Annotated in this window: 14 protein-coding genes and 1 tRNA gene; 10 read left to right on the top strand and 5 right to left on the bottom strand. The window is 61.2% G+C overall.

Annotated features, from left to right (window positions below):
* Nucleotides 1–90 precede the first annotated feature (90 nt).
* From AACP59_RS07710 to AACP59_RS07685, 6 genes are all read left to right on the top strand, one after another.
* Nucleotides 91–1002, top strand: coding sequence for a carbohydrate ABC transporter permease (locus AACP59_RS07710; protein ID WP_297316518.1), 912 nt, complete (start codon nucleotides 91–93; stop codon nucleotides 1000–1002).
* 1 nt (nucleotide 1003) lies between these two features.
* On the top strand, nucleotides 1004–1882 hold the full coding sequence (locus AACP59_RS07705) for a carbohydrate ABC transporter permease (protein ID WP_297316519.1): 879 nt from the start codon (nucleotides 1004–1006) through the stop codon (nucleotides 1880–1882).
* Nucleotides 1883–1921: 39 nt separating this feature from the next.
* Nucleotides 1922–3733 (top strand): hypothetical protein, encoded by a 1812-nt coding sequence (locus tag AACP59_RS07700; protein WP_339350783.1) that lies wholly within the window; start codon nucleotides 1922–1924, stop codon nucleotides 3731–3733.
* Nucleotides 3734–3787: 54 nt separating this feature from the next.
* Complete coding sequence (locus AACP59_RS07695) at nucleotides 3788–4624, top strand: sugar phosphate isomerase/epimerase family protein (protein ID WP_297316521.1); 837 nt, start codon at nucleotides 3788–3790, stop codon at nucleotides 4622–4624.
* A gap of 123 nt (nucleotides 4625–4747) precedes the next feature.
* Nucleotides 4748–5557 carry a gluconate 5-dehydrogenase gene (locus AACP59_RS07690; protein ID WP_297316522.1) on the top strand — a complete coding sequence of 270 codons (810 nt, stop codon included), beginning with the start codon at nucleotides 4748–4750 and terminating at the stop codon, nucleotides 5555–5557.
* A 90-nt stretch (nucleotides 5558–5647) separates the two neighbouring features.
* A complete protein-coding gene (locus AACP59_RS07685; RefSeq protein ID WP_297316523.1) occupies nucleotides 5648–6283 on the top strand; it encodes an RpiB/LacA/LacB family sugar-phosphate isomerase in 636 nt (211 codons plus the stop codon).
* Nucleotides 6284–6576: 293 nt separating this feature from the next.
* Here the strand turns inward: AACP59_RS07685 and AACP59_RS07680 are convergent.
* Nucleotides 6577–6659 (bottom strand) — tRNA-Leu (locus AACP59_RS07680).
* Nucleotides 6660–6717: 58 nt separating this feature from the next.
* A complete protein-coding gene (gene tgt, locus AACP59_RS07675; protein WP_297316524.1) occupies nucleotides 6718–8016 on the bottom strand; it encodes a tRNA guanosine(34) transglycosylase Tgt in 1299 nt (432 codons plus the stop codon).
* A gap of 264 nt (nucleotides 8017–8280) precedes the next feature.
* On the opposite strand from tgt, the gene AACP59_RS07670 reads away from it, so the two are divergent.
* The 4 genes from AACP59_RS07670 (at nucleotide 8281) to htpX (ending at nucleotide 16049) form a co-directional block, all read left to right on the top strand.
* A complete protein-coding gene (locus tag AACP59_RS07670) occupies nucleotides 8281–10248 on the top strand; it encodes a trypsin-like peptidase domain-containing protein (protein ID WP_339350786.1) in 1968 nt (655 codons plus the stop codon).
* Nucleotides 10249–10557: 309 nt separating this feature from the next.
* Nucleotides 10558–12534 (top strand): heavy metal translocating P-type ATPase, encoded by a 1977-nt coding sequence (locus AACP59_RS07665; RefSeq protein ID WP_339350787.1) that lies wholly within the window; start codon nucleotides 10558–10560, stop codon nucleotides 12532–12534.
* Nucleotides 12535–12737: 203 nt separating this feature from the next.
* The gene (locus tag AACP59_RS07660; RefSeq protein WP_297316527.1) at nucleotides 12738–14234 is read left to right on the top strand and encodes an FAD-dependent oxidoreductase; all 1497 of its coding nucleotides are present in this window, start codon (nucleotides 12738–12740) and stop codon (nucleotides 14232–14234) included.
* 870 nt (nucleotides 14235–15104) lie between these two features.
* Entirely contained in the window at nucleotides 15105–16049 is a 945-nt protein-coding gene (htpX, locus tag AACP59_RS07655; protein WP_339350788.1) for a zinc metalloprotease HtpX, read from the top strand.
* Between the two features lie 31 nt (nucleotides 16050–16080).
* Here the strand turns inward: htpX and nagA are convergent, their stop codons facing one another.
* The 3 genes from nagA to AACP59_RS07640 form a co-directional block, all read right to left on the bottom strand.
* Nucleotides 16081–17415 (bottom strand): N-acetylglucosamine-6-phosphate deacetylase, encoded by a 1335-nt coding sequence (gene nagA, locus AACP59_RS07650; protein ID WP_370465999.1) that lies wholly within the window; start codon nucleotides 17413–17415, stop codon nucleotides 16081–16083.
* A 150-nt stretch (nucleotides 17416–17565) separates the two neighbouring features.
* A complete protein-coding gene (gene nagB / locus AACP59_RS07645) occupies nucleotides 17566–18354 on the bottom strand; it encodes a glucosamine-6-phosphate deaminase (protein ID WP_339350789.1) in 789 nt (262 codons plus the stop codon).
* Between the two features lie 47 nt (nucleotides 18355–18401).
* Nucleotides 18402–19541 (bottom strand): ROK family protein, encoded by a 1140-nt coding sequence (locus AACP59_RS07640; protein ID WP_339350791.1) that lies wholly within the window; start codon nucleotides 19539–19541, stop codon nucleotides 18402–18404.
* Between the last annotated feature and the right edge of the window lie 291 nt (nucleotides 19542–19832).

Genomic DNA, 19832 nt, shown 5'->3' with positions numbered 1-19832 from the left:
GGCGGAACGATTGAAGGTCGTCGGACCAGGCCGGGCCCCCGTTGGCGGGCCGGGTTCGATGACCGAACAATATGGAGGCGATGAACTGCGATGGCCAAGACCAAAGGAAGACCGAAGGAGCAACATCCCAATAGGCTGAAAAGACAGATAGCGGCCCCGCTGATCCTGATCGCACCAGCGATTGTCCTGTATCTCATCTTCTTCATCTGGCCCGCCGCTATCGGCTTTTTCTACTCATTCACCAACTACAAGGGCCTGTCGAAGTACAAGATTGTGGGCCTGTCCAACTATTCGGCCCTCTTGGCCGACCATGACTTCTGGTCTTCCCTCCTGAGGACCTTTGAGTACATCATCTGCTCGGTACCCCTCAACGTCTGTCTTTCCCTTCTGGCGGCGGTTCTGGTGACCAACCGGAAAGCGATCGGACGGACCCTGGCCCGTACCCTGTTCTTCATTCCTTGGTTGGTCTCGCCCATCATCACCGGTCTGATCTGGAGGTGGATGTTCGGCGAGGGGTTCGGCATCGTCAACCAGGTCATTCAGGGGTTCGGTGGCCACCCGCTCAGGTGGGCCACCGATTCCAACCTGGCTTTCGTGGTCCTGGTACTGGCTGGTGTCTGGGCGGGGATGGCTTTCAACATGCTCCTGTTCATCACGGCCCTGGAGAACGTCCAACAGTCCCTTTACGAGGCGGCCTCGTTGGATGGGGCCAACGCCTGGCAGCGGTTCGTCCACATCACCCTGCCGGGGATTGCCCCGACCACTTTCATGGTGGTCCTGCTGGGCACCATCGGCGGCATCAAGGAATTCGCAATGGTCCAGTCCCTGAACGGCGGTGGTCCCGGCACCTCCAACAGGCTGGTGGTCCAGTACATCTACGAGACAGGATTCTCGAACTCCCGTATAGGTTACGCATCGGCGGCCTCGATGGTGCTTCTGGTGATCCTGGTGATCGTATCCCTGATTCAGATGTGGCTCAACAGGAGAAACGGAGGCCGCTGATATGAGTTCTGCCATCAGTCAAGCCAAGGATGCACCCGTCAGGTCCTCCAACTCGGTCTGGGCCAGGATCAAGGCCCATGGGCCGGCTACGATCATGCTCTGGTTCCTGGTCATCTGTTTCGCCTTCCCCGTCTTCTGGCTGATTCTGTCCTCCTTCAAGGGGGCAGATGAACTGTTCGCGGTTCCTATGAGCTTTTTCCCTAGGAAGTGGACCACAGCCGGATATGCCGAGGCATGGAGCAGGATTGATTTCGCCCGTTACTTCGGCAACACTGCCGTGGTGGCCATCATCACCACCGTTCTTACGGTGATGGTCAGCGCCATGACCGGGTATGCCCTCGCCAAGTACGACTACTGGTGGACCAGGCTCTTCTTCATCGGGATCCTTCTGACCACCATGCTTCCCACCGAGGTCATCATGTCACCCTCGTTCATTGTCGTGCGTGACATAGGTCTTTACAACTCCCTGGCCGGTATCATCGTCCCCTCGATCATCACGGCTACCGGAATTTTTATGTTCCGCCAGTATTTCCTGACCGTTCCGGACGAGATGATGCAGGCGGCCCGGGTGGATGGGTGTTCGGAGATGCAGATCTTTCTGAGGATCATGCTGCCCATCTCCAAGCCCTGTATCGTGACCCTGGCCATCTTCTCCTTCCAGTGGCGGTGGAACGATTACATCTGGCCACTGCTGATTCTGAACGATTCCAAGCGGTTCACCCTGCAGGTGGCCCTGCGCACCCTGGTTGGGGCTGAGAAGATTGACTGGTCCGTCCTTCTGCCGGCATCGGTCATCTCCATGATTCCTCTGGTGCTGATCTTCATGTTCTGCCAGAAGTACATCGTCGGCTCGGATGTGGATGCGGCTTTCAAGGGCTGATTGCTGGCGGTCGGGCCAGTCTCGACCTGAAAGGTGTGAATGATGTCGGATACTTCCTATCGTAATCGGCTTGTCGAGCAGTCCGGAGCCCTGATCCGCCGGAGGGTGGACCGGATCAACCGGGACCGGACCAGCCTGGAGAGGATGACTCACAGACCGACCATGGAGCTGATCAAGGGGATTGTGGCCTTGGCCGCTGCCGCGGGCACCGTACCTGACGAATCCACGGTTGCCGTGCTGTCCGGTCTTCTGGACCACCTGGTCTCCCTTCAACTGGAAGGTGGTCTCTTTTCGGGCGGAGACAATCTGGTCTCCCCACCGGACAGCGCCTTCACCATCAACGACCTGTGTCTGACTCTGGAACTTATGCAGCGGCGCGGCTGCCCGGACAGGATTGTCTCCCTGGTGAGGGAACCCCTCCTTTCCATTGCCCGCAAGACGGCGCCGGCCATGGTCCGCGGCGGGGTCCACACTCCCAACCACCGGTGGGAGATCGCCAGTGCCCTGGTTGGCCTTGATCTCTTCTTGGGGGACACCGATCTGAAGGCCAGGGCCGAGCAGTGGCTCGCCGAAGGCATTGATATCCAGGCGGATGGCCTGTATTCGGAACGGAGTCCCAACTACGCAGCCCATGTGTCAAACCCATGTCTGATAGCCCTGGCCCGGCGGTTGAATCGTTCCGGCTACCTGGATTATGTGGAAGCGAACCTGGAGGCTGATGCCGCCCTGATGAGACCCGACGGGCTGATGGAGACCATCCAGTCACGACGACAGGATCAGAACAGGCCCTTCGACCCGGAGCCCTTCCTCTCACAGGCCCGGCTCCTTGCTCTGGTCCAAGGCAATACCGATGTGGTCTCCCTTGCTTTGGACCTCTCCTCTCGGCAACTGGCCGACCCGACCCGACACCTTGCCGAACTCCTGGTGGACCCCCGACTGGCCGGCCCCCTGCCGGTCAGGGCCACCGAAGGTCCCCGGAAGGATCCGGAGGCCGGTCCGGTCCGTGTTCGTCACTACAGGGAAACCGGGATGGACAGGGTCTTGCTTTCAGGAGATTCCTGGCCTGGGTCCCTGGCCACCGCCTCCGTATATGCCGGCTCAGACTTCCCGACAACAGGGAGGGTGGCTTCGGGGCTGGCCAACAATTCGACAATTATGGACTTCACCACTCCTCTGATCCAGTTGACTGCCCTCAGGTTATCCCCGAACTTCTTCGATCTGGGCCCCCTGCGTCCTCAGGAACTGGAAGCAATGGAGCACGAGTCCACCTGGACCATGCATGATCGGCGTACAAGCGGCTATTACCAGCCGCTGGACCCCGAGTTCCGGAGCCCGGAGGGTTCGTACGACCTGACCGACGAAGGTCGGTTCTTCGCCAGGATGTCCTTCGATCGACGGAGGCGTGATGATATGACCTTGGAATCCGATCTGAGGCTGTCTTTACGGTCCGACGGTTTCGACCTGCGGGTTGACTTCCATGGACCGGTCACCTCCTATGCATGTCTTTTGGGTCTGTCGGGCAAAGACCTTCGTATCGGTTCCGGAGCGGACAGAAGTCCTGACGGGTCTTGGCTGGTGAACGGTTCGGACCGAGTCGAGGTAAGTGCCGGACCGGTCGATGGGGCGGTCGCCCTGACCCTGCGATATGGCGGGGCGCCGACCGGGTCCCCTGTGACCTATGATCCTGGCGAGAGCTACACTTTCGTGAACGGTGACGATGCAGTGGAGGGCAGGAGACTGATTTTCACCGGTCTCACCTCAGCCCCGTTCACCCTATCCGGCCAGTTCGGTGTGGGGCAAGGCAAAGCCTTGAAACAAATATGGGAGCAAGCCAGAGCGATGTTAGGCTGAGTATGCAATCAGCGGTAAAAGCGGTATCTGTCAAGGGCGAGGAGGTTGCAGGGCATGATTAACATAGCGGTACGGGGCCATGACGTGCCGGGCGCGGATAGCTTTGCATCGCTTGGAACCAGACTGGAAGGGTTCGGTGTTCATTCGGTCCAGTTGGCCCTTCCAAGGCAGTTCCCTCGAATCGCCGGAGGCGACCTGATCAATCCGGGCATGGGTCAGTACTGCCGTCGCGTCTTGGAGGAGCACAGCGTATCCGTGGCCGTCCTGGGTTGTTATATCAATATGATTCATCCGGATCCTGCCAGGCGGGAGGTCCTCCTCAGGCAGTTCGAGGCCTATCTGCGTCATGCCCACAGCTTCGGTGCCCCTCTGGTGGCCAGCGAGACAGGTTCGGTCCTGCCGGAACCGACCACCCGTACCGAGGAGAACTTCACCCCTGAGGCCTACGCCCGGGCACGGGATTCGATCGCCAGACTGGTCGCTTACGGGGAGCGCATGGGAACCATGGTCGGTATCGAGCCAGGTATCAATCATCCCATTTACTCGGTGGAGCGCACCAAGCATCTGCTGGACGAGATCGATTCCCCATATCTGGGTGTGGTCTTCGATCCCACGTCCCTGGTTTCTGCCTCAAACTACCGGCACCAGATTGATTACGCCCGGGCCGGGTTTGATGCCTTCGCGGATCGGATTCTGGCTGTGCATGTGCGTGACTATCGGATTCTTCCCGGAAGGGAACAGGTTCAGCCCTGTGACAACGGGGAGGGGATCATGGATGTGGAATCGGTGCTTGATCTGGTCAAGGAGTATCGGCCCATGGTCGCTGTGGTCTTCGAGGAGACCAGGGGGGATGCCATAGGCCGCGTGGTTCAGCGGTACGCTGACTTCTGATCTGGACCAGACCGCGCAGTCGTCAGCCCTGGAGGCAGGTTGAGGGGGCCGAAATGGTCCCCGAGGAAATTGAATTTCGGTCGGAGCCCCATCGGTGCTCCGGCCACTGATAAGGAGGTCATTATGACTGATTTTTCCATGTCGCAGTTTTCCCTGAAGGGCAAGGTGGCCCTGGTTACCGGTGCCGTCTACGGTATCGGCTTCGCCATCGCCTCGGCCATGCATGAAGCTGGTGCCGCGATCGTATTCAACGCCGAGAACCAGGCCGCGGTAGACAGGGGGATGGACGCATACAAGGAGGCGGGCATACCCGCCCGTGGCTACGTCTGCGACGTGACCGACGAGCAGTCCGTGACCCGGTTGGTTGAGCAGATTGACCGTGAGGTCGGCACCATCGACATCCTGGTCAACAACGCCGGAATCATCAAGCGCATTCCCATGCTGGAGATGAGTGCCGATGACTTCCGCAAGGTGGTGGACGTGGACCTGAACGGCCCCTTCATCGTTTCCAAGGCGGTCCTGCCGGGCATGATCAAGCAGGGACACGGCAAGATCATCAACATCTGCTCCATGATGAGCGAGCTGGGCCGCGAAACCGTTTCCGCTTATGCTGCGGCCAAGGGAGGCCTGAAGATGCTGACCCGGAACATCTGCTCCGAGTACGGCGAGGCCAACATCCAGTGCAACGCCATCGGGCCCGGTTACATCGCCACTCCGCAGACGGCCCCCCTGCGTGAACGCCAGCCGGATGGATCCCGCCACCCCTTCGACCAGTTCATCATCGCCAAGACCCCAGCTGCACGGTGGGGGACCACGGCCGACCTGCAAGGGCCTGCCGTTTTCCTCGCCTCGTCCGCCTCGGACTTTGTCAACGGGCAGGTGCTGTATGTGGACGGCGGCATTCTGGCATATATCGGCAAGCAGCCTCAGTAAGCGGCTCTCTCCGCCCATTCCGGTCCCAGGCCTGCATTTGGGCTAACGGACAGTTTCAGAACAGTCAACAGACAAGGAGTATCAAATACCATGAAAGTCGCCCTGATTAACGAAAACTCGCAGGCTTCGAAAAACGGCATCATCTTCCAGTCCCTGAAAGAGGTCTGCGACCAGAAAGGCTATCAGGCTTTCAACTACGGCATGTATGGCAAGGAGGGGGAGAGCCAGCTGACCTATGTGCAGAACGGGCTCCTGGCCTCCATTCTGCTCAACTCCGGGGCCGCCGATTTCGTCATCAGCGGTTGCGGCACCGGTGAAGGGGCCATGACGGCTCTGAACAGCTTCCCCGGCGTGGTCTGCGGCTTGGCCGTGGAGCCTACTGACGCCTACCTGTTCAGCCAGATCAACGGGGGCAATGCTCTTTCCATCCCCTTTGCCAAGGGATTCGGCTGGGGGGCGGAGTTGAACCTCAAACTGATCTTCGAGCGTCTGTTCGCAGAGCCTGTGGGTGGCGGCTACCCCAAGGAGAGAGCCGTTCCGGAGCAGCGCAACGCGGGCATCCTGCGTGACGTGAAGAAGGTCGTCTACCGTCCGCTGCCCGAAGTCCTGGAGAAGATCGACCAGGACTTCCTGAAGGAGACCATCGCAGGTGAGCACTTCAAGGAGTACTTCATGGACAATGCCGAGGATGGCGAAATCAAGGAGATGATCACCGCCCTCCTCTGATTGCCGCCTACCCGAAAGGGAATTTCTCAATAAGGGTTCCTGAAGTTGGATTTCAGCCTCATTCAATTGGACGATTTCATCAAGGCCGGGCCCGGATATGTGCCGGGACCGGTCTCTGTCCTCGTCGGCGGCACGTGGGCCGAATCATCGACTGCGGCCATAAAAGTCCGGTCAGCCGGATGACGGGCTTGCGGAGCTCACAGGAGGTACATCCGTAGGAGCCATGCGACTGTATGATAAGGCAACCAACATACAAACTGCGAGACAAAGAGTGTGCAACAACACTTCAAAAGTGCGAACGGAGGGAGTTGAACCCTCACGAGCATGAGCTCACTGCCACCTGAAGACAGCGCGTCTACCATTCCGCCACGTTCGCAGACAAACAATTATGTTAGCATGAGTCCTCGGGCAAGACAATTATGCGCGTGTTGGTACTACCCCTTGGAGCCATTGGCGTAGAACCGGGTCAGGGTCTCCCGCTTGTAGTCATCGAAGTAACCACCGTCGATGGAGGCGCGAATCTCGTCCAGGAGACGAATGAAGAAGTGCTCGTTGTGGATGGTGGCCAGGGTGAACCCGTTGAATTCCCGTGCCCGCAGGAGATGGTCGACGTAGGCCCTGGAGTAGTGGGTGCAGGTGTAGCAGTCGCAGTCCTCCTCGATTGGGCGGAAGTCGTTCCTGAACCGGGCGCGCCTGATGTTCCAGCGGCCATCCCTGGTGAAGACGGCCCCGTTGCGTCCGCACCTGGCCGGGGCCACACAGTCGAAGGTGTCACCCCCGTTCTCCACCCCGGCGAAGATGTCATCCACGGCCGCGATTCCCAGAACATGTCTGGGCCTGGGTTCGGGCATCTCGTCGCAGATCCAGGCGCAGGTCTGGCCCAGGAGCCGCTTTTCGATGGCTCCGCCGATGCCGACCCCGTCGAAATCCAGGGAGGCGATCTGGCCGGCCGCCCTCCGGCGGAGGTCCTCGTAGTTGGCCCCCTGCACCACACCGAACAGGGCCTGATAGGGTTTCCCCGTCCTCTCGGCGGTCAGCCGCTCATGTTCCGCGACGCACCGCTTTGCCCATCGGAAGGTCCGCTCCACTGATTTCTCCTGGTAGGAGCGGGTGTTCATCAGCGTGGTCAACTCGTCGAAGGCGAACATGACATCGGCTCCGATCCTGTGCTGGATCCCCATGGATATCTCGGCTGAGAACCGATGCCGGTCCCCGTTCAGGGGGGACTTGAAGGTGACCCCGTCCTCGTCCACGAAAGCCAGGCGTTCCTTTCCCTCGGCGATGACCTGGTCCGACTGCATTCCGGCCACATCCATGGCCAGGGTTTTCTTGAATCCCGCACCCAGGGACAGGACCTGGAAGCCACCGGAATCCGTGTATGTGGGACCGTCCCAGTTCATGAACCTGGCCAGTCCGCCGGCCTGATCCAGAATATCCTCTCCGGGACGTTCAAAGAGGTGGAAGGCGTTTGACAGGAGCACCTGGGCCCCCATCTCATGCATCTGTTCGGGCAGGACCGCCTTCATGGCGGCCTGGGTGGCCACCGGGATGAAGGCCGGGGTGCGGATGTCGCCATGGGGGGTGCGGATGATGCCGGTACGTCCGTAACGCCGTCCATCCCGTCCCAACCCACCCGCGGCTGAGGGTAGCTGGGTGACGGTCTCGAAGGAGAATGCGGAACGGTCGCCGGGGCGTCCTGGTTCGGCCCCCAGGGGATTCGTGAGGAAGGTCATGTGTTCACTGTATCGAGACGTCTGCCTAGGGATTCGCGGTCCTGACATCGGCTTTCGGCGGATTGGCGGGTAGCCCACAATCCGCTTTTATAGAACGTTCAGAAATCATTCAGATTGTTTGTCTTAGGCTGATACTGGTTCGAATGACGACTGGAACCTGGAGACCCACGTATAATCGACGGACACCATGGGTTGAAGGGGTGGATTATCAAGCGTTGTCGGCAGAATAGGCAGTGAGCATCTATTTGATTCGAAGGAGCAGGAATGGCTGAAGAGAACAGGCCCGAACCCTGGAAGGGTTCGGATGGGAACCAGTCATGGCAACCCAGTCATATCGGGAATGAGACTGCCGATTCGCAGACCGGAGCCAACGGGCCGACGGGGTCCGCAGGACAGCATGAGTCTGTAGGGCCGAACGGGACCGGGAAGGTTGGCCAGTCTCCGGAATGGAGCCAGTCGACCGGGCAGACCGAGCCGATTTCCCGGCCGCGGTCCGATACCTCGGATCGGGCTACCGCTCCCATGGACCCCGTGCAGGCGACCGGGGATGAGGCACCGGCCGGCTCCATCGATAATGCCCCCGGGACCCCTGATGCTTCAAGCCCCGACCCTGCGGCGACGCACGCGCCCTCGTCCGAGGCGTCGACGGATCAGCATGTGCAGCAGCCCGCGCAGACTTACTATCGTCCTGCGCCACTGTACGGTGCCTATGCCCCTGCCGGTCAGTCCGCGCCCAAACCTTCGGCACCCCAGCAGGGTCAACCCGGCCAGCAGCCCGCTTCCGGCCCCTCGGATCAGTCCGGTACGCCCGGTGCGTTCGGCCAGCCGGTCACGGGCAACGCCCCTGCAGGCAACCGGCCCGGAACCCCGTACCCGGCTTTTGGCCGACCTGCTGCTAATGGTTCTCCGGCCCAAGGTCAGGGCCCCTTCCCGCCGAACGGGGGCAGAACGCCCAATGGTTCCATGGCCGGCGGGTCCTTGAGCGGCACCGGCAAATATGTCTTTACGGCCGTCGTGGCGGCCTTGGTCGCCGCTGCCTTGATGCTGGGTCTGGGTTGGGCCGCCCTCTCCAACGGGTGGGTCAGTCTTCCCAGTTCGTCCAACCTGACTGGGGTCTCCTCCAACACCTCCGGCCAGGGAACGGCCAAGATTCAAGGGGGCAAGGCTCCCGACTGGCAGGCCATCAGCAAGGATGCCTCCGCTTCCGTCGTCTCCATCCAGGTCAAGGTCAAGAACGGCGTTGGCGCAGGATCCGGCGCGGTTATTGATAACCAGGGCCATGTGGTCACCAACAACCACGTGGTCGACGGTGCCCAGGAGATCAACGTCACCCTGTCCAACGGTCAGATCTACACGGCCAAGGTGGTTGGTACCGACACCACGGCCGACCTGGCGGTCATCGCTCTGAACAATGCCCCCAACGACCTGAAACCGATTCAGTATGCCGACTCCGACAAGCTGGCCGTCGGTGAGGACGTCATGGCCATCGGCAACCCGCTCGGTTACGAGAACACGGCCACCACGGGCATTGTCTCCGCTTTGAACCGACCCGTCTCGGTCATGGACGAGAGCAATAACAATCCCGTCGTAACCAATGCCATCCAGCTGGATGCGGCCATAAACCCCGGCAACTCGGGCGGCCCAACCTTCAACGTCGCCGGCCAGGTCGTCGGCATCAACTCCTCCATCGCCTCTATGGCCAGCTCCCAGTCCGAGGCCGGCTCCATCGGCATTGGCTTCGCCATCCCCTCCAACCTGGTCAAGCGAATCTCCGAGGAGATCATCAAGAACGGCAAGGCCAAGCATGTTTCCCTGGGAGTAACCATCACCAGCAGCACGGTTCAGGCCGATGGGGTCACCCGCGGCGGTGCCAAGGTCAACAAGGTGGTCTCCGGGTCCTCGGCCGAGAAGGCGGGCATCAAGAGCGGTGACACCATCGTGGCCTTCAATGGCAATGCGGTCAACAACAACTACTCCCTCCTGGGGTATGTGCGGGCCGCGGCCTATGGCAGCTCGGCCAAGATCACGGTTGTACGTGACAACAAGGCCGTTGATGTGAACGTCACCCTCGATCAGGAGGAGCAGGCCGTCCAGGGCAAGCCCAAGTCCAACAGGAGGAGCTCCGGTAACGATGGCTCAAACCAGGATGATTCGGGCAACGGCAATGGTAACGGCAGCGGTAACGGGAACGGCAACTCCCAGGATCCCTTCGGATTCTTCTTCGGCCAGTGATTCAGGATGGGCTGCCTTCCTGGTGAAGGCAGCCTCCTCGTCGAGGTCGCGGACGCCTACCCTCTGTTCCTGGCTGTTCCGACAGATGAGGGCCGTGGACACCACAGGTTGGTGCCCACGGCCCTCGTTCATCTTGCCCTTGCCTCTCCTCTGAACTGTTCGAAACGACTTGACCATGGTCTGCGATTCAGCCTGATAGAGCCCTTCAACATGTCGCTCAGCCCTGGTGGACCCCGCTGCATATAAGGTGGACGATGAAGCATCATGCACTCATCTGTGCCCTACAGTCTGCCAACCTCGGGAGCGGTGATGAAGAGAATCCTGTCCTGTGCCACAAAGGTGCCCATGCTCTGGCTGGTCTTGGCCTGCGGCCTGGCCATGGGGTTGCTCTGGCATCCCTACCCGGTGATCGCCCAGTGGGTGGTGACGGTCCTGGTCGCCATCTCCCTGATTGATACCCTCCGTGGCATGATCGACGATGTTCGCCATGGCCATGTGGGTGTGGACATCCTGGCCGTGGTGGCCATCCTCTCCACACTGGCGGTCAAGCAGTACTGGGCCAGCTGGGCCGTGGTCCTCATGCTGTATTCGGGTGACGCCATAGAGCAGTACGCCAACAACAAGGCCCGGAGCAACCTGACCCTCCTGATCGAGGCGGCCCCCCAGGTGGCCCACGTGGTGGATGGTGGAAGCAAAGCCCGTGTCGATGGGCGGAACCTGCCCAAGGAGTCGGATTGGAAGACGGTTCCTGTGGGCCAGGTGGCCCTGAATGACCTCCTGGTGGTCAAGCCGGGGGAGACCGTTCCCGTGGACGGGGAGATGATCAGCCACTCCGCCACCCTGGACCTCTCGACCATCAATGGGGAACCCATGCCGCGGCAGTTCTACGAGGGCTCCTTTGTGATGTCCGGAGCGGTCAATGGGGCCGGGACCTTCCTGATGCGGGCCCGACAGCTTTCCAGGGATTCCCAGTACCAGCGGATCCTGAACCTGGTCCACTCGGCCCAGTCCTCCCGGGCGGCCGTGGTCAAGACGGCCGACCTGATGGCCGTTCCTTTCACGGTCCTGGCCTTCATCATCGCCTGTGTGGCATGGATTATCTCCGGGGAGCCCACCCGCTTCGCCCAGGTCCTGGTTCTGGCCACCCCCTGCCCCCTTCTGATCGCCGCCCCGGTGGCCTATATGGCCGGGTCCGGCAGGCTTGCCAAGGCCGGGATCCTGATCAAGACCCAGGACGTGATTGAAAACCTGGGCAGGGTCTCCCATATCTTCTTCGACAAGACAGGCACCCTGACCGTCAAGCGTCCCCGGGTCACCCATGTCGACATGGTCGACCGCCAGAGCTCCGAATCCGAGACCAGGGAGGTTCTGGCCATGGCCGGGGCAGTCGAATCCTACTCGGTCCACATCCTGGCCAACGGCATCACGGCGGCGGGCAACCAGGCCGAGGAGGAGCGTACACGTCAAGGAGGCACCCGGTTCAAGGCTCAGGACGTCCAGGAGGAGTCAGGCAAGGGGGTTCGGGGCCTGATCGGTGGGCGAGTGGTGCGCGTGGGCCGCCTGGCCTATGTGACGGGTGATGATTCCGCGGCCTCCGGCCAGACCTTCTCCGACCTGGCCCCTGAGGAGATGGCCGCCTATGTATCCGTCGATGGGGACCTGACAGCCAGGATCGTCATGAGGGACGTGCCCCGGGATGACGCTGCGCAGACCATTGCCGACCTGCGCTCGCTGGGTATCGAGCGTCTCTCCATGGTTACCGGCGACAAGGAGGAGTCGGCCAGGATCATCGCCGACCAGGTGGGCATCAAGGATGTCCATGCCTGCCTCTTCCCCGAGGACAAGGCGAATCTGATCGTCAAGGCCTCCACGGAGCAGCCCAACCAAGAGCCCTGGTGGGATTGGTGGCTCTCGAAATTCGTGGGCGAGTCGGTGACCAAGTCCATCACGATGATGGTGGGCGACGGGGTCAACGACGCCCCGGTCCTGGCGGCGGCCGATGTGGGAATGGCCATCACCGACGGGACCACCACGGCGGCCTCCGAATCCGCTCAGGCTGTCATCATGAACGACGACATCGCCAGCCTGCCCCGGTCGATCGCCATCGCCCGCCGGACCAAGAGGGTCATGCTCCAGGCGGTCCTGGCCGGGCTCTTCCTGGCCACGGTGGGTATGATCTGCGCCGCCTTCGACCTGATTCCCGTCGTCGTCGGCGCCTTCATGCAGGAGGCCATCGACGTGGTCTCCATCCTCTGGGCCCTGACCGCCCTTCTCGACAGGGACTGAGTACCATGTTCCGGCCCATGGCCGGAACTATCCGGCGACATTCACGCTTGCGGGGATTGGCGTCGGCGTCTTGCCTGCCCGGCATCGGTCGTTCCGGGGAATCTCCTGAAGGGGATGGGGCCGCCACCGGTTTGGTGAAAGTCCCGGGGAGTGACCACGATCCGGTCTGTTTTCGGATGCCGCCTTGCGTTAGGCTGGTCGGCATGAATGATAATAAGGTCAACAATTCCACTGTTTCTGCATCCCCTGCCGGCGATGAGGCCGGAAGCCAGCTGCGCGTTGCCGTCGTGGGTGCCGGTCCTGCAGGGGTCTATGCCTCGGATATCCTCCTGCGCCAGCTCAAGGAAAAGGGAGACCGGCTCGGGCTCGGTGACCATGCCCGCATCGACCTCTTCGAGAAGCTGCCGGTTCCCTTCGGCCTGGTCCGCTACGGGGTGGCGCCCGACCATCCCAGCATCAAGTACATAGCCGGGGCCTTGGAGAAGACATTGGATAATCCTGATATCCATCTCTACGCGGATGTGGAATTCGGCCGCGACATCTCCTTGGATGACCTGAGGGAGCGTTACGACGTGGTCCTCTTCGCCACCGGGGCCGTGGACGATCGCCCCCTGGAGATTGCAGGGCACGACCTGGACCATGTCTACGGTGCAGCCCACTTCGTGGAGTGGTACGACGGGTATCCGACCGCAGACCGGGAGTGGCCCCTGGATGCCGAGAAGGTGGCCGTAATCGGTGGCGGCAACGTGGCCATGGATGTGGCCAGGATTCTGATGCGCCGTGCCGATGACCTCCTGGGCACCGACATTCCCGACAATGTCTACCAGGGCATCAAGGGCAACAAGGCCCGTGAGCTTCACATGTTCATCCGCCGTGGACCGGCCCAGGCCAAGTTCTCCGTCCAGGAGCTGCGCGAGCTGGAGAAGCTGCCCGGGGTCCAGATCGTCCTGGATGAGGAGGACTTCGACCTGGATCAGAGGACCATCGAGCTGGCCGGCCAGGACAAGCTGACCAGACAGATGTTGGAGGAGCTTTATGCCATCAAGGACATGGCCGAGGACATGGAGGCCGATGGCGGTGTCGACTGTGAAGGCAATCCCGCCGATCGAAGGTTCTGCATTCACTTCTACCGGATGCCGGCAGCCATCATGGGGCATGACGGTAGGGTGAGCGGCATTCGCCTGGAAAAGACCAGGGTGACCCCAGAGGGCACCATGGGCGAGGTCGGCGAGTACGAGGAGTACCCGGTCCAGGCCGTCTACCACGCCATCGGCTACAAACCGGCCGAGGTCAGCGGTATTCCCTATGACTTCTCCCGGTACACCCTGGCCAATGAGCATGGTCGGATCTACTCCGCCCCCGAGGCCGAGGGGGGTCACCCGGTCGAGCGTCTCTATGCCACCGGCTGGGCCAAGCGTGGTCCTGTGGGTTTGATCGGATCCACCAAGTCCGATGCCCTGGAGACCATCGGCAATATGCTGGATGACCTGGCCTCCACCGATGCCCATGGCCGTTTCGCCCCTGACCGTGCCGATGACTCCATCGACCGGCTTCTGGCCTCCAAGGGCATTGCCCCCATTGACTTCGCCGGCTGGAAGCGGGTTGATGCCCACGAGCGCGCCGAGGGTGCCAAGGTGGGCCGCGAACACATCAAGGTCACCGACCCCGATCGGCTCCGGAGTCTGGCCCACGGCAAGTAAGGGTTTACGGGATATTTCCTGCGGCCTTGCCGACACCATTCCGTATGGGGGTTCAAGGTCGCAGTGTGCTTGTGAGGAGTTCGGCCCTGTAGCGGTTTGGACCGGCTGGATCACACAGTCCGTGATAGGGCCGCCGTGGTTTGGGACCTATGGCGGCACCGGCGTTGGTGGAGTCGGCGCAGAGATTGTTGTGGAAGGTGCTCCGTTGGCAGGCCGGGTTGCCATGCCGGGCATGCTCTGACCTGTCTTGCCGGATTGCCAGAAGGTCGGCCGTGGTGGGTCTCCTGGCCTGCCCGCTTTCCACCCTCCGTTGGTCGGTGGCCATATGCGCGGTGAAACGGAGGTGGATGACTCCGGTCGGGTGCGCTGCTTCGGGAATGACCTGTCGAGGGCGAAACCACGGTCCAGGCAGGGCGCCCATTGGGGGAGCGATGCGATTTCGATTTCAATCGGGTGGTGAGTGGTCTTCCGTCCTTTCCTTGGTGGTCTTCCGTCCTCCCCTTGGTGGTCGTCCGATCGGGTGCTCTCCTTGGTTGCGGCTCCCTGCCCGCGGCTTGGTCGGGTATGTGTGGAAGGTTGTGTTGCGATCCTGCACGGTGCCCGAGGATGGCAATCCATGGTCACGATGGATGTGGCGGGTTCATCCCGGTACCGATACCGGTGCCCGCGGGTGAATTCATGATGGGGAGAAATAGCCTCGAACGGCGGGCGTTGTGGGTTTGGTCTCGTGGGATGCCCCCACCCCCAGCGGGGCGATCGCCACGGACCGTGCGCCGTATCGATATTTCCTGCACATGGGTTGCCTTTTATTGACCTGGCTTACAGATTCCATTCAGGCAAAGTTCAGCGCCGCTGTCTAGAATAAAATCCATGAATGGCAAGCTGAAGGTTCACGGACATTTCAACGGCCTCAAAACGACGCTGTTGTTCGCCCTCATGTGGGCTGTCATCATGCTGATCTGGTGGCTGACCGGGGCTCGGCAGGGGACTCTTGGTGTATATATCATCATCGGCCTGGTCACCACGTTTGGATCCTATTGGTTTTCGGACAGGGTGGCGATTGCATCCATGCGCGCTCGGCCGGTCAGCGAACAGGAGGCCCCGGAGCTCTATCGAATCGTCCGCGAGCTTTCAGGGCGGGCGGGCAAGCCCATGCCCAGGATTTACATTGCCCAGACGGAGTCGCCCAATGCCTTCGCCACAGGTCGCAACGAGCGGCACGCGGCCGTCTGCTGCACCCAGGGAATTCTCCGTATACTCAACGAACGGGAGATTCGAGGGGTGCTCGGACACGAGCTTATGCACGTCTACAACCACGATATCCTGACCTCGGCCATTGCTTCGGCCATGGCGACGGTCATCACCTACCTTGGGTACTCCCTGATGTATTTCGGCGGCGGCAACGACCGCGACCGCGACGGCTCCGCTGGAGCCCTGGGACTTGTGGGGGTTCTGGTCAGCTCCATCCTGGCACCTCTGGGTGCCTCCCTGATCCAGATGGCCATCTCCCGCACGCGTGAATATGATGCGGACGAGGACGGGAGCAGGCTGACGGGTGACCCGGCTGCCCTGGCCTCTGCTCTGAATAAGATCTCCTACGGAGTGCAGGCCCAACCCATGCCCCAGACCTCCGGTACGCAGAGCGCGGCCGCCATGATGATCGAGAACCCCTTTTCAGCGAAGGGGTTCAGCAGACTCTTCTCCACCCATCCGCCGACTGAGCAACGTATCGCCCGTCTCATGAAGATGAGCCAGGAGATGGGTCAGGCACAGGTGGATTCGATCGGCGGCGCGGGTGGTCAGCTCGGTTACTGAGCCTGACCGCCGAGGTGCCTGAGGGACCCCTTCAGGCTTCGATTCTGTGGCCATCGCAGATGACGGTCTTCACGGACCAATCGGCGGGGTCCAAAAGCAGGAGATCGGCGGCATAGCCTGGTGCCACCAGTCCCAATGGCGCGTCGGTGATCATGTTGGGTCGGTCCAGACCCAAGGCGTGGGCTGGGGTCAGGGTGGCGGCCTCCACCGCCTGCGGCGCATATAGGCCAATGTCCTGGACGGCTCTGCGCACCGCTACATCCAGGGTCAACGTTGATCCGGCTATGGCTCCGTTGGAGACCAGACGGGCATGGCCGCCCTGCACCGTCACATCCAGGGATCCCAGCTTGTAGGCACCGTCCGCGCAGCCGGTGGCCTCCATGGCATCGGTGATCAGGGCGACCCGATGGGGGAAGAGCCTGAAGGCCAGGTCCACGCATGGATCCTGCACATGGAATCCGTCGTTGATCAGTTCAACCGTGACCCGGGGATCCTCCATGGCAGCCGGTATGGGACCGGGCTGACGATGGTGGATCCCATTCATGGCATTGAAAATATGGGTCAGGAGACCGGCACCCGTGTCAAAGGCCCTCCGTGTCTGTTGGTAGTCCGCGTCGCAGTGGCCGACCGCTGGCACCACCCCTGCGCCCGCAAGACGGGCGATGGCCTGATAGCCATATTCCCGTTCCGGAGCCAGGGTGACCTGGCGGATGCACCCGTCGGCTGCCTCAAGAAGGCTGTCCAGGATGGCCGGTTCCGGGTCGCGCAAGCAGTTGGGGTCATGTGCCCCCTTGCGCGAGGGGGCGATGAAAGGGCCTTCCAGATGGGCACCCAGAACATCGGGTCTGGAGTCCATGACACGTCTGACGGAACATAGGTTCGCGCACATGACATCTATCGGGTTGGTGATCAGGCTGAGCACCTGCCGGGTGGTTCCGTGGACCATGTGGCAGGCTCTGGCCGTGCTGATGGCCTTGTCGCCATCGTCAAAGGAGTGAACCCAGCCCCCATGGGAGTGGATGTCGATGAACCCCGGGGTCAGGATGCGTCCCCCGGCTTCGATGAAATCCACCCCGTCCATGGTTCGGATCATCGGCGGCTCAGACGAGGATCCGGGGCCGACCGGCGCCGATCCCATATCCGCCGAGGGCCGTGTCGGCAACCCACGTGAATGCAGGGCCGTATTCAGGTCGTCGTCCCCTTGGCCGGTGGCCTCGATCCTGCCTCGGACGGCCAGCGCCCACGAATCGTCCTTGATGCCGCGTGCGTCGATCAATCTGGCTCCAACCAGAACGGTTGGACGGCCTTCCCCGGCCAGTGAGGACCTTACCTTGAGCCCTGCGGATTCGTAGGATTGCTTGGACACGATTGCCTCTTCCATATATTCAGTCGAATCATCCAGCGGCACTGATTGCCCCTCTTCCGGCTTAGTGGGCCGGACGAAAAGGGATCGATGGAACGGCGGTTCGGTTCGTTCCGACCCTGTAAGGGCTGACCGGTTCGATTTCCCGTCCAATCAGATGGACTGCCAGGACGGCTTGTTGGCGTAGGCCCACTTGTAATAATCGCGGTTGCGTAGGCGAGAGGCGGCGGCCTCGTCCACGATTACAGTGGCATGGGGGTGCATCTGGAGGGCTGAAGCAGGGCAGAAGGAGGAGATTCCGCCTTCGACGCTCTCGGCTACGGCCTCGGCCTTTCCTTCTCCGAAGGCCAACAGAACCAGTTGCCGGGCCTTGAGGATGGTTCCGATGCCCTGGGTGATGCAGTGGGTCGGCACCTGGTCGATGTCGTTGTTGAAGAAGCGGGCGTTGTCGATCCTGGTCTGCTCGGTCAGGGTCTTGATTCTCGTACCGGAAGCCAGAGAGGACCCGGGCTCGTTGAATCCGATGTGCCCATCGGTCCCGATGCCCAGAATCTGCAGATCCACACCGCCCGCATCCTCGATGGACTGGTCGTATTGGCGACCGGCATCCTTGATGGTGTCCAGATCGCCGTTGGGCACATGTATCCTGGCCGGGTCCAGACCCAGTGGCTCGACCACGGTACGGTTGATGGTGGAACGGTAGGACTGGGGATGGTCGGGGTCCAGTCCGGCATACTCATCCAGGGCGAAGCCACGTACCCGGGAAACGTCGATCCCATCCTTCTTGATCAGGTCTGTAAGAGCCCGGTATGCGGCCAGGGGGCTGGACCCGGTGGCCAGGCCCAGCACTGTGTCAGGATTCCTTCGGATCAGGTCGGCGGTCCGCCTGGCATAGATCTGTCCAGCCTCTTCTTCGGTCTTTACGATGATGATTTCAGTCATGGCCTGTTTCCTTTCCTGCCAGCCCGAGCGTGGGGCCGACTGTTTGATTACTCTCCGCTTAGGTGAATCCCGGGGCCAGCCGCCCTGCTTCCGGCGAGCGCGGCACCGATGGCGGCGATGGGTTTGTCGGTCGACGAGAGTCGAACCCGTTCCGGCAGGTCCAGGGAGGCGATGAAGTGGCTTTTCCGCGCTCTTGCTTCCAGCTGCTCTCTGACCAGGTCGAGGAGGGGTTGGCCGGTTTTGGTTAGACCACCCCCAAGGATGATGACGTTCGGGTCGATGGTCAGGGCAACGATCTGAATGGCCTGGGCGATGCCGTTGCCGATTATGCGCAGTCGTTCGGCGGCGGTCCGGTCGCCCCGCCTCGCCTTGTCGATCATGTCGGGGAGGGGGTGTCTGATGCCGGGCCAGAGCGCCTGGACAGCCGAACCCGACGCTACGGTCTCCAGGCATCCGGACTGGCCGCACTTGCATCGAAACTCGTGAGGGTCAACCGGAATATGTCCGATTTCGCCGATAACCCCGTTGGCTCCGTGCTCGATGGTCCCGTTCCGTATGATTCCCGCTGCCAGACCCGTGCCCAGGTTGATGAAGACCGTTACCTGGTCATCCTCGGGCGGGAGGCTCCGACCCTCGGCGATGTCTCCATGAACCGAATGATCGTCTGCCTCGGCTTCGGTCCTCGAAGGGGAGCGGCCTGTCGGGTTGGTTTCGGCCAGGGATGCCGCTCCCAGTGCCGCGATGTTGACATCGTTCTCCACTCTCACCGATAATTCCAGGGTGTCCTCAACGCTTCGTGCCAGGTCCATGTGGTCGATTCCCAGGTTGACGGCATTATCGACTGTTCCGGCGCGGGAATCGATGCGTCCGGGAATGCCCAGCCCTATCGTGATTCGATTCCGCGGCACTTCTGTGCCCCTGCGGAAGACCTGGCCGGTCAGCTCCCGGACCACCTGGACCGTATCATCATGGATGGCCTGGTTTCCCCGTCGCGAGGGGATACGGTAGGTGGCCAGGATATGCCCCGCCTGATCCAAGGCGACACCCTCGATTTTCGTTCCGCCGATATCGATGCCCAGACCGAGTTTCTCGATCCTGCCCCGGTCCTGATTCGGACAGTTGATGGCTTCGCTTGGAAGCATGATCGTGGATCCGCCTGACCGGTCGTCTTTCTCTTCCAGGACCATGGCTGGCACTCCTTTGCGCGTAACGGGAGGTGAATCCCGTAGTCTCACAGGTGCTAGAATATCACATATTTAGTAAAGATACTAAACATATATGAGTCAGGACATCTGAACATTGATTTTCCGCACGTTCTGAGAGGATGGTCAGCCTTTTCGGTTTCCCTGGATTCTGTATTTGACAAGTTACCTCCATCTTCATTCGGAGCATCCGCTCTCCTCCAAACGAAGCACCATGCCGAATTCCCCTCCCGGCTGCGCCACTTCAAAGGTCCGACTGCGGTTAGAATGCATGAT

The sequence above is a fragment of the Bifidobacterium indicum genome (assembly GCF_036987015.1).
GTDB lineage: Bacteria > Actinomycetota > Actinomycetes > Actinomycetales > Bifidobacteriaceae > Bombiscardovia > Bombiscardovia indica.
Note: the sequence above shows the minus strand (reverse complement) of the source record. Positions and strands in the feature narration are given on the sequence as shown.

Bases quoted from the DNA above. Each gene is read 5' to 3' on its own strand.
- AACP59_RS07710 (WP_297316518.1), top strand. From the start codon at position 91: ATGGCCAAGACCAAAGGAAGACCGAAGGAGCAACATCCCAATAGGCTG.
- AACP59_RS07705 (WP_297316519.1), top strand. From the start codon at position 1,004: ATGAGTTCTGCCATCAGTCAAGCCAAGGATGCACCCGTCAGGTCCTCC.
- AACP59_RS07700 (WP_339350783.1), top strand. From the start codon at position 1,922: ATGATGTCGGATACTTCCTATCGTAATCGGCTTGTCGAGCAGTCCGGA.
- AACP59_RS07695 (WP_297316521.1), top strand. From the start codon at position 3,788: ATGATTAACATAGCGGTACGGGGCCATGACGTGCCGGGCGCGGATAGC.
- AACP59_RS07690 (WP_297316522.1), top strand. From the start codon at position 4,748: ATGACTGATTTTTCCATGTCGCAGTTTTCCCTGAAGGGCAAGGTGGCC.
- AACP59_RS07685 (WP_297316523.1), top strand. From the start codon at position 5,648: ATGAAAGTCGCCCTGATTAACGAAAACTCGCAGGCTTCGAAAAACGGC.
- tgt (WP_297316524.1), bottom strand. From the start codon at position 8,016: ATGACCTTCCTCACGAATCCCCTGGGGGCCGAACCAGGACGCCCCGGC.
- AACP59_RS07670 (WP_339350786.1), top strand. From the start codon at position 8,281: ATGGCTGAAGAGAACAGGCCCGAACCCTGGAAGGGTTCGGATGGGAAC.
- AACP59_RS07665 (WP_339350787.1), top strand. From the start codon at position 10,558: ATGAAGAGAATCCTGTCCTGTGCCACAAAGGTGCCCATGCTCTGGCTG.
- AACP59_RS07660 (WP_297316527.1), top strand. From the start codon at position 12,738: ATGAATGATAATAAGGTCAACAATTCCACTGTTTCTGCATCCCCTGCC.
- htpX (WP_339350788.1), top strand. From the start codon at position 15,105: ATGAATGGCAAGCTGAAGGTTCACGGACATTTCAACGGCCTCAAAACG.
- nagB (WP_339350789.1), bottom strand. From the start codon at position 18,354: ATGACTGAAATCATCATCGTAAAGACCGAAGAAGAGGCTGGACAGATC.
- AACP59_RS07640 (WP_339350791.1), bottom strand. From the start codon at position 19,541: ATGGTCCTGGAAGAGAAAGACGACCGGTCAGGCGGATCCACGATCATG.